Genomic DNA, 14,759 nt, shown 5'->3' on the forward strand with positions numbered 1-14,759 from the left:
CGATTAGAAGGTTTCAATAAAGAAGTCTACAACATTATTAAACCAAGTCGTCACTTTATACTTTACTTTATCGAAATTCGTGTATTGGTTTGTAAAAAGTGTATTATCGTTGTCATCTTTAATCAAAATATCTTCAATTAAAGTATCATAAATATCATCCGCATATTGTTCATGTGTAGTTTCTTTCTTACTGAACAATGCCCCAAAAGCAATTTGTGAGCCTTCAATTTGCGGATTTATGTGAATGGTCTTCGATAAAACCTTATCTACATCTATGCTTATTTTATCTTGATTTACTGTAATGTTAAATACTCTTTTTTGTGTTAGGTTTCTTGGATACTCTTCCTCATCAATTCTAGTGCCTTTTTGCGTATCTTGATAAGAATAGACTGTAGCTTTATTAAATGCATATTCTTCTTCATTCCATTTTATCTTCTCCAATGGGTAACGTTCTTTTTCAACAACTTTTGCACCTGGTAGCTTTTCAGATATAACAATTTCATTGTCTACTAAAGCAACACGCATATAGCTATTATTTTTTTCATCGTAATTTACGTAGACTGCTTGCTGCCCCACAACATTGCCATTAAATGCGAAGCGCATATTATACTTTTCAGGGAGATTTTCCTGTAATATTATTCGTCCTTCACTAGATGGCGCAGATGTTACGATAATTTCATTATTTTTAAATTCAGTTGCACCATGCATCACTGACCAATGTTCTGCTAATTGATGATCGCCTACATCAAAAGTTACATTCTGTTTACTTGCTTGACGGATTTTCATCATCACATGATTCGTTGACCAATACGGAGATACTTGTAAGCGGGACAAATTATAAATATCTGCATCCGCAGCATTAAAAGCTCCCAACTCTAAATTGAAATTCATGCTAAATTTATCTTTGATTTGTTTATCATTCACGGTTTCTACTAATGGATCCATATTATTATAGAGCGCATTTGCATGCATGATTGCATAAGCTTTTGGCACTCCACCTAATTTTTCATCATAAATATCATGCATCAGCTTGTAATCCTGCGCAATGCGCGTTTCCATTTCTTTACGCGTTTCACTTGGGATCATGTACTGATTTCGAATAAAGTCCATTAAATAGTGATTATAATATTCTATTGTTGTTTTATTTGGGACATTATTTTCATCAATAACACCCAGAGATTGTCCTTTATCATTAAAAATATTGATATACGTAAGTCGATAGCCATTAGAACCTAACTCCCAAAAACCACTTTTTTGCATGAGTAACAAATCTTTTGGCTTTAAAAATTTGTTGTCACGCGTATCCATTTTATTGGCATAGCTAAACATTGTCGCTTTGTAATTCAGCTCTTCCAGTATATTTTGGGCAAAGATACTCGAATCTGTGCGTCCATCCTCAAAAGATAAAAATAGCGCTTTTTCTGGTAATGGCTTACCCTTTGCATAAAAATCTAAAATATCTTGTTGTGAAATCGTTTTATAGCCTTGAGAGGCAAGTAATTCTAATTGTTTTTCTAAATTTTTCTTTGATACATATTTCGGTGAGTCGTTTCTACTCACACCAAAATAAGATAAAGAAACGAATCCTTCATCATTATCCAATGGTACAGTCTCTTCTACCTTTTTTTCTGTTAAGAAGATGACTTGAATTAACATTACCGCTAAAAACATGACGATCACTAATTGAATAATGGAGCGTATTTTTTTTTGGCGATTTTTCTTATCTGAATTTAACGCGACATTTTTTTTACTCATTCCCTATCACCCATTTTTCTAATTTTTCTAAGCGAAAATCGGGATTTTCTTAGCTTTTGTTTTTCCAGTTTCTTTTCCTTTGCGAGTACATCTTGTGGTGTTTCTCTCGTTCCCCACGTTGATTTCCAGAACGTAACCCATGCAACAGGCATTTGCCATAGTAAGATAAATTCATAGAAAAGCACGAAAATAAAGCCAAACGCCCACAATTTACTTTTTCTAAAGTACAAATGCGCTAAACTCATTAACATGGCCATTAATAGTAAACCTATTAAGAATGTAGTAGGAAATACACCGTGCATAATCGGTACATATAACAAATTATAAACAACGACTATTGGCGCAGCTATCGGTACAATTAAACCAATAATAAAGAACAGGAACATAAAAGGCTCTTTCTTCCACATAAATAAAAATGCCCTTAATGATTCTCTTAACCATGATCTTTTCCAACGCATTTGTTGTGACAAAAAGACTTTTGTGTCCGATGGAACTATTGTTGAACAGACAGCATTATCTTGGTATCCCGTACGATGTGTTTTTAAAATATAATTTGTCATACTTCGATCATCACCAAAGGTAGCTGGTTGCCCAAGGAATTTTTGATTCAACCATGCAGTTTCGTTTTTTAATATAAGATCTTTACGATAACAGGCTAACGGACCTGATAAGCAAGTTACCGTATCAAACCAAGACTCAGCGGCCTTCATAATACGAAAAGCAATATAGTAGCGTACTGTTTGTAATTTTGTTAATGCATTTGTAAATTTATTTTCTACTTCTGTTCTTCCAGCAACACCACCCATTTTAGGATCTTGGAAGGGCTGTACTAAATTTCTTATGGCATGAGGCTCTAAAAAACTATCAGAATCTACAAACACCACTAAGTCGTGTTGTGCAATATGGACGCCCGCCACTAAAGCTTCTCGTTTTCCACCATTTTGAGGTAATTTATGAAACTTCAAGCGTTCCTTCGTTTTGAAACGTTCCCCCTCACTGTGAATTAACTCAATCATTTCTTTCGATCTTTCCTCAGTACTGTCTGTAGAGTAATCATCTACGACAATAACCTCTAATTTTTCTACTGGATAATATTGATTAATACAACTCAATATAGTCCTATGAATCCATTCTTCTTCATTAAATACAGGAATAATAATGGAAACGCCTGGTTCGAACTTCGGATTGATCGGTACATTTTTATATAAAATACCAAAGAAATATCTACTTAGTAAAAATGTTGCTGCAATAATACTATATAAGTAGAGGAATTTATTAAAGCGGAAATAAATTACGCTCTCCGCTCGCATTAACATTACAATTAGGGAGACCACTAGTAGAAATATACTTGAGACAAAGATTGAAAGACCCCAACGTTTCTTTGTCATATATTCATTTAAAGGTTGCAAAAATTCACAAGCGTAATAGTACAGAGTTTCTCCATCCACTTCTTTCGTAAATACACGAACAACCTGAGCCTTTAATTTTACTTTGGATTCATAACCTTCTGGCATCGCTCCATTAGGTATTGTAAAGTGCATCGTGATTATTTCATCTATTAATAGATGATTAGGCTTATCAGAATAGACAAGTATACCCGTTACGGAAATATCTTCTGAGTATTGTTTGTCAATGATTTTTGTTTTCTGGCGTGCTCTTTTAATTTGAACTTCAAACTTCGTAACATAACGCAAACTTAGTAATTGTAAACGATAAATTTCATTGACATCTGTTGGATCAATTTCTTCTGTTTGATAAGAAGCACCTCGACGGTTCACAAGACTTCGTACATTTTCCGGATCAGGGATATTCGATAGAATACGTCGATCAGAGCGTGGTATCGTCAAAATCTCTTTTTTCTTTTTCATGATTATCAATTCACTTTCTCATTTGAATCTTCTTCAATCCAAGTCGACATCTTTGCAAAACTATAGCCTTCACTTTGTAACTGCTCAATTATTAACGGTAATGCTTCTACCGTCTTTGTATCATCTAATATATGCATAACAACTACCTTTCCTGGAGCAGCTTTACTTAGCACACGATTATAAATATCTTGAGCCGTATAATCTAAATTCCAATCAAATGAGGCAATATCGTACATCGCTATGGCCTTTACGCCAGTTGCCGCAATAACTTTAGCGGATTCATCATCAATCACACCTTGTGTTGGCCTAAAATAGAGCAATGGTGATTGTTGTAAAGCATGTGTTAGTGCTCTATGTGCCTTCATAACATCTTGTTGTAAATCTTCAGGAGTCATTGTAGTTACATCTAGGTGATTATATGAATGGCTTGCTACTTCATGTCCTTGTTCTAAAATTAAGCGTGCTAGCTGAGGATTTCTCTCCACACCCTTCCCAATTAAAAAGAATGTAGATTTGATATTATATTTCGCTAACACATCCAATACTTCTTTGATTCTTTCTTCACTAGCCCAATCATCAAAAGTCAATGCAATTTCTTTTTTGGCTGTAATTTTTCGATAAAAGATATTGGGTTTTGCATTTTCATAATCTAGATTTACTTGAATAGCATCGAAACCTTCAATTTCCTCTAACGATTTTACTTGGTATTGCTTTTCTACTACACCATTTAATGTGGTCATTGTATAACCTTTTTCTTTTGCTAATTGTGCTAATAACGGTATCACATCAATAATCGCTGGATTTATATACGTATTTAAATGAATGATGGAACCACTGTTAAGAAAGCGATCTATATAATCGATAATATCTTGAGCACTTTGCATATTTCGATCACTAGGGTTAATGGACGCCTCCACAACTCCCCCCATATTCAACGCTTTAGTAGCTAAACGCATATTGTCAGTAGCATCACCTGATCGACTCCGAACATAGCGAGGCGTATAACCTAATTGTTCTTCAAAAACTTGATTTGCTAATAATACCTCTTTGAACGTCTCTTCATAGTTCAAATCTGTCATATCAGGAAATGTTAGTGTCCCATTTTCAACTTCATGTCCTCTAGCCAATATGTCTTTAACTAACTCAGGTTCTTGTGCAACTCGCATACCTTCTAGAAAAAATGTTGCCTTCATGTCGAATTGCTCCAAGACATTTAATAAACGTTGCATTGTTTCATTGTCTGCCAGCCCATTAAAGGTTAAAGCAACTTCCGGACTAAGAATACCGGCGTGGCTTATCACATCACTCATTGTTCCATCATGCGCTATGACCTCAATTGAGGATTCAATTGGTTGAGCCATATCAACTGAAGTAGCTGATTGGCATCCTGCTAAGAAAACAGCCACTAGCAGACTACTTATTTTTAGTCGTCTCATTTGCCTAAGAATTCTCCTTTTATAATTTGTAATAATTTTGATTTTTAAATAAAAAATGGGTATTGCGTGTGTCAAAAATTAAAGCTGCATGTTCATCAATCAACGCGTAATTGATATTTGTATGATTTGTTAATATCAACACAGCATCAGCACTCCGTATTATTTCTTCCGTTAACGGAACAGTGTTCATCGTACTACCATCTGCTATAACTGTTTCTAAAAATGGATCGACAATTTTTATGTTGCAATGATTTTTTCTCAGTATGTTAATAACATTTAACGCTGGTGATTCTCTGAAATCATTAACGTTCGGTTTATACGTTACCCCAATAATGACAATTTCAGCATCATGTAACCGCTTATTTTGCGTGTTTAAATAATGAGCCAATCTTTCTACAACGAAGTTAGGCATCGACTCATTAATTTTATCTGCTGTTTCAATTAGGGTTGCAGTGATGCCATGCTGTTGACCTGCCCATAATAAATACTTTGGATCCACTGGTATACAATGTCCGCCTACCCCAGGACCAGGCGTAAATGGCATAAAACCATATGGCTTAGTTGAAGCCGCGTCAATCACTTCCCAAATATCGATGTCCATTTTATAACAGAGCTGACTCATTTCATTGACAAGAGCAATATTAATTTGACGGAACGTATTTTCTAGCAATTTTTCCATTTCAGCAACCTTTGGGCTTGTTACAGCATAGACATTCGTATTAATCACAGTTTCATAGAAAATTCTAGCGATATCTGCACACGATTTGGATATTCCGCCTACTACTTTTGGTGTATTTGTAACCGTGAAATTTTGATTACCTGGATCCACACGCTCTGGCGAATACGCCAAAAATATATCTTGTCCTATAACAAAATCCTGCTTTTCTAAAATAGGGCGAACAACATCCTCCGTTGTCCCTGGGTAAGTGGTACTTTCAAGTATAATTAGAGTATCAGCCGACATATTTTGTTCGATTGCATGCGCAGCATCTACAATGTACGAAATGTTAGGTGTTCCGTCTTCTGCAGTCGGTGTAGGTACACAAATAATAATGACATTTACCTCTGCAAGCTTAGTGAAATTATCAGTAGCTTCAAATTTCTCTTTAGAGATGGCTTCTTGCATGATTGTCTCAGGCAAATCCGCTATATAACTTCGGCCACTTTTTAAAAAATTGATTTTTTCATCATTTTTATCGAAACCAATTACTTGAAACCCCTTATTCACAATCTCTAGTGCAAGTGGTAACCCTACATAACCGAGTCCTATAACGCCAATCTTCACCTTTCTTGTTTTAATATTTTCTGATAAAGTGACGATTGGCGATTCTGTTTTAGTCTCCATAAGTGAATACTCCTCTTATCTGTTTGTTATAAAAACCTCTTAAGAATTGTCTGTGTTGTACTAACCATGAAATACAAATACCCTCACGTAAGCGTGTATTGCGATTGGTAGTTTTTCATCTCCTCACACACTTTATATCGTTATTGGTCTAAATAGACCATTATTTTAAAAAAACATATCCAAACACTTATACACCATATCTATAGTACTAATTGATACTAAACAAATTCTGAACATAATCTTAACGAAATGTCGAAAAGACTATGCCATTCATTAAATTATTCATTTTACATTCCATAATTCGTTAGGTTTAAATGTCTTTCGATAAAAAAACATCGTTTATCGCTTTTCTACAACTTTTTATTTTGAAAAATATCCGATATTTTGTCGATAAAAATTTTTATTTTTCACTAACTCTATAACTTTATTAATAAGTAAATGTAAACCGAATAAACTTGAAAATCTACAAGTACAATCCGTCAAATTATTTATGTATTTCCTTGATTATCTTCCTGCTTCGATAATCTTTCTTGGACAACTTCTTTTCCTTGGCAAAAACATGTCAGTATTAGTAATTATTCAAAAAAGAACCTTTAGATAGACTAAACTACGTCTACCTAAAGGCTCTTTTGATGATTAATACTCTTTAAATAAATCTTGTAAAATATAATAAGATTGTTTTAATCGCTCTTCATATTTTGGCGTCTGCCATGCATCCCAAGTATATGCTGAAAGAGCTGGCAAAAGTTGATTATCTGCTTCTGGTAAAGATTGAACTACTGTACCCTCTTCGTCCACAAACACTGCCCCAATATAAATATTATCTACTTTGATGGAAGCCAATTCACCATTTTTATATAAATCTCCCATAAACTCACGCTGACTTGGATCTTTTGCTTGAATCAACAGCCAAGGAATTCGCAACTCTATGACGTTATTATCACTCCATGTGTAATCAACAAGTGAATTGTACGCCTTTGCTTCAGGATTTGCATTTCCTTCAAGTAACTTGCCCGTTTCATAAAAACTAAAGTCCGTTGTGGTTTTTTGTTCTGGTAAATACAGTTGTTTATTTAACACATAATAAATCGGCGCAAACTTACCACTATCTTTTATTGCATTTACCATGCGTGGTGGACTCATTTTTAAGCGATGCCCATACAAATAATCATAGAAATCATAGTATTCATCAACAACAACTCGTGAATCGCTATTTTTATTTAACTCTACAATGAAATCTACACCATTTGAAAACTTCAAATTCTTTATGGTTGATGCTGAGGTATTACCTTGGTCAGGCACTACATCCAGTAATATGCGTGGTGATGCATTTTGTAGCTCCTCACTTTTTAGCTTCATGTATAAATATTTTTCATCAAAATCGACTGCAAAATCTGTCTCACTAGTAGGATTTCTAGGATATAACTGTGTACCTTCCCACTCATCGATCTGTCCATCTATTTTTACTTTATTTCTGTCAAAGCTCATAAGCCCAAATTGCTGTTCATTTGTTTGGGCATTGGACCAAAACGGACGACGGTTTGGATCATCATAATCCATCGTATTCCATGTGCGCTTAAACCACTCATCTTGCCATGTGAAAACCAGTCCTCCGAGCAAGCCCTCATGCATAATATCTTCAAATAAATGCTGCAGTGTCTCACCCTGTGCCTGCTCTGACATATGCCCTTGATTCCAACCGTAGACATTTTCATGCGTCATACCACGTGATGCGGGAATGCCAAATTCCGCTATAAGGACAGGCATGTTATGCGCCTCATGTAATTCTTTTAAATAGGCAGCATAGCTATTTTTATTGCCTCGGAAATCTACATAATTTAAATATTCTTTATCAAAATTAAAGAAATCCGGATAATAAGGATATACATGGTAGGAGGCAAACTGACCTGGCTTTTGCATATCTCCCTTTGTATAGATAACATTGGGATTAACACCTACTAAATCTTCCTCCTCAGAGGGTTCAGATGGATGCTCAAGTAAATCCGTTGTGACCCAGTTTGTAAAACTCATTGGACGCATCCAATTATATTTGTCTTTCTCATAAACCGTAATGGCATCCATCTGTTCCGCTAGCCAATGCTCAAAAGGTGTTGCATTTTTGGTTTCAAAATACGTCCCGTTATATTGACCAATATTCGCATGTTTTTCATTCGTACCGACAACCATATGTGGATACCACTCAATTCCTAATACCCAACCAATAACATATTGTGAAACATCCACATCATATAAGCCCGAAGCATGACCAGCTACTGGATTCACATAAATATTCCCGTGAATTACATCTACCATTCGCTTCATTTCATTTTGAAAATCTTTTAAAGTCGCTTCATCGTAAGCATCGAGTGATTCCGATAAGCCCTCTTCATGAATCCAGACCCCATGCAGAACATATATTGGCTTAGCTGGATTTCCTTCGTTATACTTTGCCAGCGCTCGGTAAAAACCCGGCGGATGTAATGTATATATACGGACCGTATTGGCATTCATATCTGCTATTTGTTTGAACCAGCGATAATATTCTTCTTCAGTAATCGCTGCCTCTCCAGGAAATGCACCCGGTTTCCCCATACCAATATTTACACCTTTAATTACAATTGGCTTCCATTTTCCATGTTGTAAAACTTCAAATGCTTCACCCTTAATGCGCGCATTATAATTTAAATCTTCTCTATTTATCGTTTTTTGAACTTCTTTTTGTTCAAAGTTCTCGAATATTTTGTTCATGACCGGAATGTAGATAGACCAATAGAATGAGCTATCGGCAAATTGCTCCGCATATTTATAAAAAGTTGGTAAGCCCTTAAATTTGTATAACGTTGGGACCTTCGCCATGTCATTAAAATCACCGGCAAAATAATAGCTTGTAGTATATCTTTTATCTTGGGATACTATAGCTGCAAATTGTTGCGGAATATTATTTTCCTCTACTAATTTTGTACCTGCTTCAGTTAAATCCCATTTATAATTAGCCAGTGCGTCCTCTTCATATTTCGGGGTAATAATATCAAACCAATAGCCATATTCAGCACTAGTGGAGGTATTAAAATATTGTTTACCCGCGTCAGTAAATTGCACCTGAATTCCTTCTGTTTTTACATGCTTGTCCATTTCTAACACAATCAGCTTTTCCGTGATTTCATTAAATACAAGAAAGCCTCCCCCTTTATATGGCCAGTCATCGCCATATTCATCAACGACCCATTGGGGGATTTCTAGGTTCTTATGAAAATCAAGTTCGTTAAAATAGCGACCAATCCATCCGGACCATGAAATTCCTAAATAATCCTGTAGCTCTGCTCGGACAGCTTGCGTGGTCGGAGAAGCAAATGAATTGTACTCAGCTATTAACATACTTTTCTTTTCACTCGCCAAACGCGATACAATTCCTTGCCATTCGTCCATCTCCAGTCCACCAACGATTTTTTCAGAACGTTGACCAAAACGTTTTTCTTCTTCCAAATCATCTTTATATACACCATACGTATCTGCTAAATAAATAACATCATACTTACTATAGTCAGTAGGAAATTTTTTTTCAGTCACACTTTTTAATTTATCATTTGGAATCGTACCGTAATAATTATTTTGTAAATCATAGGGTTGATTGTCCATTGTATATTTATAATGGTTTAAAAACCAATTAACTCCCAAATGTTCACGATACGTTTCATTTGGAACTGTTTTATCTAAAATAGCGACATTTAGTGGTTTCTCATCATCCAAATACCACAATGCAATAGGTGTGATGGCAAGAATTAAAATTACTACAACCCCTATATAGATTCGCTTCATACACTTTTCTCCTTTTTTGCAATGCCGACACGTTTCATATTTCCCCAGTCGCTTTTTCTTCGCATAAAGCGCACTACCCCTTCACAACGCCACATTAGTGTAAGCGGGCGATACCAGAAAATTTCTGTGAATGCTAACAGAATCATACGTAGCAACTCTCTTTTTCTAGGATACGTATTCATGCTCCAAGCTTCAAATAATACTGAAGCTACAGAAAAAATTACCCCGTAAATTACAAAGAGCAGTAATAACAAAATTGCCGCTTCATAATAAATGTCCCCTAAGAAAAACGCTACGATGATATAGATATAACCACCCAATTCGATAATAGGTCCTAAGCATTCAACAAACCAAAAATATGGAAATGAGATCATGCCAATCAATCCATACTTTGGATTTAAAGTCATTTTTTTATGTTTCCATAGACTTTCAAACATCCCTTGATGCCAGCGTCTTCGCTGATTGCGTAGTACACCTAATGTCTGTGGCGCTTCTGTCCAGCATACGGGGTCTGGTACAAATTCTATGCGCTTATTTTCTTTTTTCTCCTTAATGAGTCGATGGATATGAACAACGAGCTCCATATCCTCTCCAATGATATCGGTGGAATAACCACCAGCTTCTATTGCCCATTTTTTTGAGAAAACACTAAATGCCCCTGATATTATGAGCACAAGATTGAATTTACTTAACGCAATACGTCCCATTAAAAAAGCTCGTAAATATTCAATCACTTGCATGATGACTAAGTAATTTCTAGATAATTGAGTCTCGTAAATAGAGCCAAACTGCATTTTTGCCCCATTGGCAATACGGATATTTCCGCCAGCAGCAATGACCTCTCCGTCAGATAAAATAATAGGCTTCATGACACGTAATAATGATTTCTCATCTAAAATTGAATCTCCATCAATGGAACAAAAATACGGATATTGAGATACATTAATCCCTACATTCAGTGCGTCAGCTTTCCCACCATTTTCTTTGTCGACCAAAATACAATTCATATATATTTCGGATTCATAGATTTGTATGACCTGCTTTGTTTGAATATTTGTGTGTACTATTTTATTTACTGGTTTCATTTGGAAATGCTCAATCACTGTTTGTAGCGTGTTGTCAGTAGAACCATCATTAATAATAATAATTTCTGTTTGCGGATAACGTAAATTGAGCAAAGAATAAACCGTATCCACAACCCCTACCTCTTCGTTATAAGCGGGAACAAGTAAAGATACAGGCTTTGAATAAAAGGCATCGATATGCGCATCATCGTATTCCGAAGGATCTAAGCTATAACGTTTACGTAAATCAAACAATGCAATAACAAACATCATGCAATATGAAGCAATAACGAATAGCATATAAAATAAAATAACGCCACCAAAGAACCACATAGAATAATCTACAATTTTCATCTGTTCCCCTGCTTTCTCGCTACTATTTCCTGTGCCATTTCTATCCCATATTGATCGCTTGATGATGCTATAAATTGCTGTAGTTTTGCTAAACCTTCTCGGTCCTCCGCTATCGTCTTAGCTGCTTGTGAACGCACCCACCAATTTTCATCTTGTAGAAGTAGTTCTAAATATGAATAGGTATAGGTTAATGGTACATGTTTGAAAATTTTCCCTACCATTAACCTTGCTTCCCAAAAATCAGAAGTCACGAACGGCACAAAGTGCTCAATGTCATCTATCACACCGATCTCAAAAAGACCCTTTAATGCTCTTATTTTAATTTCAGTCACATCATGTGTTAACAACTGCTTTAATCTATCGATATATTTCATATTCTTCTTGGCTGCAGCCGTATCAATAACAGCATATTGTATATTAGCAGGCCATCTATCAAATTCATCAAAAAATCGTATAAACACATCTTCCTCTAGCAAAACAAATAATCTTCTATATTCGCTTTCAGAATAACTAGCATTGGGTACCTTTATTTTTTCGATAAATAGATCAGGTTGGAACGATGAGTATATTTTTAACAATTGAAAGTATTCGGTTTCCGAAATATTGGTTCTTTCTAATTTTTTACAAGCCTCTAGTAATTCATCTATGTGCAATTCTGAAATACGATACAAAGCGTTCATTCGAATGCTCCATCGCTTACTACGTAAATCTTGCGCATAGAACTTTATTAGATATACATTAGAAAATTCTTTTATTTTTTGTCTTACGTTTTCATTTATAATGTTTTTTAAATAAGATGAAAATATAATTTCAATTGCTTCCACTTGTGCCCTGCCGCGAGGAACGAGCACCACAGAAAAAATTTCATCATTAAATAGATATTCATACCAACATTGTGAATAGTTTTTTATATAAGTTTCACGTGCTGTCAGAAAGTGATTCTCACGTTCTCGTTGAAAAAACAAATACAACACAAATATAAAAAACAGAACCAACATTAAGGCTATTACGCTAAGTAGAAAGTGAATCGATAAACCAATCATAGCCAAAACCTCGCAAAGGTTCGTTTAATTTTCGCTTCTAATAAACGCAAATTAAAGGGTTTAACTATATATTCGTCTACTCCGCCCTCATAAGCATTGAGTATTGCCCCTTCAGAATTACGTTCTGACATCATATAAATAATAAATTTTTTCTCATTCGGCATTTTTCGCAAAGTGTGTAAAATTTCTAAGCCATTTTTACGCGGTAAAATATCATTCATAACAACTAGATGTGTATGACCAGATTTATAAGTGTTTGATTGTAAAAAGCTATAGCCATCCTCATAAGCTGTTACCTCTAATGCAAAATTAGGTATGTGTAGTTGATGTAATGTTGTCTCTAGCACTTTTCTAAAAATGACATTTTGTTCAATAATACTCACCTTTACCTGTTCGATTGGTTGCACCCTATAATCTGTTACTCGCTCAATAAGCCACATCGGTTGACTGTCATCTGCTAGTTTTTCCTTGTTTTTTTCCAGCAAAGTATCAAAAGTAACATGATTATTGCGTATTTCCGTGATTGAAGCTTTTATCCCTAACTGATTAAACTCTTTCACTACGTTATTGTTTTTTAGCATTTTAAAAATGCGTCGCAAAAACGCCTCTGCTTCCACATCACTGCTTTGCAAAAATAGTATACCCCAATGATCTCCATCTGCTGATTGGAAGAGTAAATCAGTTTTTCTTATTTTTGACTTTAAAAAATTAGAAATTTGCACATTTATATTGCACCGCTCTACCTCAGTGCTTGGTGTAAAATTTGCTAATTTTAAAAAAACGGCTGTAATTGTAAGGTGTGAACGAATGACACTTTCACGCCAAATTTCAAAATATCTCTTTACTTCATGTTCCTGCATGATATCTTCTGCAATGATTATTTTATTCATTTATTATCACCTCAGTATTCACTAAGAATTTATCGTTGTCGTTGTTTCGTTTTATGCAATTAAATCCGATATTTTACATTATAACTATAGTAATAAAGATATTACTATACATAATTTATAATAACGCACATTCATTATACTAAAATATATTATATATTTGATATAAAAACTAGAATAAGATTTCAAAAAGCAAATATGTATATTTTCTGATAAATGAACTACAACACAAAGATAAACACAATCGTTTTTATTCACAAAAACAAAAAGGATATGCAAGTTTATCACTTACATACCCTTATTTAGCAAAGTTAATTACTTAACTGGTACAACTGCGCCTTTCCATTCTTCAAGGATGAAGTCTTGGATTTCTTTAGACGTTAATACTTCTAATAATTTTTTAATTTCTTGTTTTGTTTCATCGCCAGCACGCACAGTGATAATGTTTACATATGGTGATTCTTTATCTTCCAGAGAGATAGCATCTTCCATTGGGTTTAAACCGTTATCAATTGCGAAGTTCGAGTTGATAAGAACAGCATCGCCTTCTTCGTTTTCGAACATTTGCACTAGCATTTCTGGTGCAGTATTTGCATCGAATTTAAAGTTTTTAGGATTTTCTGCGACGTCTTTGATTTCAGCTGCTGTTTTGTCGATACCCTCTTTTAATTTAATTAAGCCTTTAGCTTCTAATAATGAAAGCATACGACCGTGGTCTGAAACAGAGTTAGAAAGTAAGATTGTTGCTCCTTCTGGAAGATCCTCAAGAGTCTTGTATTTTTTAGAATAGATTCCGATTGGTTCTATGTGGACACCGCCAGCATTGACGAAATCATACCCATTATCTTTAATTTGTAAATCTAAGTAAGGAATATGTTGGAAAAAATTTGCATCAAGATCACCAGATTCTAAATCTTGGTTAGGTAGGACGTAATCTTGGTATGGTTCAATTTTTAGATCAATACCTTGTTCGGCTAAAATTGGTTTTGCTTTTTCTAAGATGACTGCATGTGGTGTATTTGAAGCACCAATAGTTACTGTTGTATTTTCTTTATCGTCTGCTTTATCTCCAGTTGTTGAACCTGCATCTTCTTTTTTATCAGCGCCACAAGCTGCTAGAGCTAGTACAAGGACTGATAAGAATAAACCTGCTAAAAATTTCTTCATTTGTTTACACTCCCTTTTATCTTG

9 protein-coding genes are annotated in these 14,759 nt (G+C 34.9%); all 9 read right to left on the reverse strand.

Features of this window, described 5'->3' with window-relative positions:
* Positions 1-3: 3 nt before the first annotated feature.
* On the reverse strand, positions 4-1,755 hold the full coding sequence (locus C9J31_RS18785) for a polysaccharide deacetylase family protein (protein WP_107949196.1): 1,752 nt from the start codon (positions 1,753-1,755) through the stop codon (positions 4-6).
* Entirely contained in the window at positions 1,752-3,623 is a 1,872-nt protein-coding gene (locus C9J31_RS18790; RefSeq protein WP_107924211.1) for a glycosyltransferase family 2 protein, read from the reverse strand. Before C9J31_RS18790 ends, C9J31_RS18785 begins: the two co-directional genes overlap by 4 nt.
* Before the next feature lie 5 nt (positions 3,624-3,628).
* Entirely contained in the window at positions 3,629-5,059 is a 1,431-nt protein-coding gene (locus C9J31_RS18795) for a polysaccharide deacetylase family protein (RefSeq protein WP_107949198.1), read from the reverse strand.
* A 19-nt stretch (positions 5,060-5,078) separates the two neighbouring features.
* Entirely contained in the window at positions 5,079-6,404 is a 1,326-nt protein-coding gene (locus C9J31_RS18800) for a nucleotide sugar dehydrogenase (protein WP_107949200.1), read from the reverse strand.
* Positions 6,405-7,040: 636 nt separating this feature from the next.
* Entirely contained in the window at positions 7,041-10,220 is a 3,180-nt protein-coding gene (locus tag C9J31_RS18805) for a hypothetical protein (RefSeq protein ID WP_107949201.1), read from the reverse strand.
* Positions 10,217-11,638: a glycosyltransferase family 2 protein gene (locus tag C9J31_RS18810; RefSeq protein ID WP_107924170.1), complete on the reverse strand. Its 1,422-nt coding sequence runs from the start codon at positions 11,636-11,638 to the stop codon at positions 10,217-10,219. The genes C9J31_RS18805 and C9J31_RS18810 overlap by 4 nt, the downstream gene beginning before the upstream one ends.
* Positions 11,635-12,681: a HEAT repeat domain-containing protein gene (locus C9J31_RS18815; RefSeq protein WP_107949203.1), complete on the reverse strand. Its 1,047-nt coding sequence runs from the start codon at positions 12,679-12,681 to the stop codon at positions 11,635-11,637. The genes C9J31_RS18810 and C9J31_RS18815 overlap by 4 nt, the downstream gene beginning before the upstream one ends.
* A complete protein-coding gene (locus C9J31_RS18820) occupies positions 12,678-13,571 on the reverse strand; it encodes a response regulator (RefSeq protein WP_107949205.1) in 894 nt (297 codons plus the stop codon). Before C9J31_RS18820 ends, C9J31_RS18815 begins: the two co-directional genes overlap by 4 nt.
* A 312-nt stretch (positions 13,572-13,883) precedes the next feature.
* Complete coding sequence (locus C9J31_RS18825; protein WP_107949206.1) at positions 13,884-14,735, reverse strand: MetQ/NlpA family ABC transporter substrate-binding protein; 852 nt, start codon at positions 14,733-14,735, stop codon at positions 13,884-13,886.
* Positions 14,736-14,759 lie beyond the last annotated feature (24 nt).

The organism is Lysinibacillus parviboronicapiens, from assembly GCF_003049605.2.
GTDB lineage: Bacteria > Bacillota > Bacilli > Bacillales_A > Planococcaceae > Lysinibacillus > Lysinibacillus parviboronicapiens.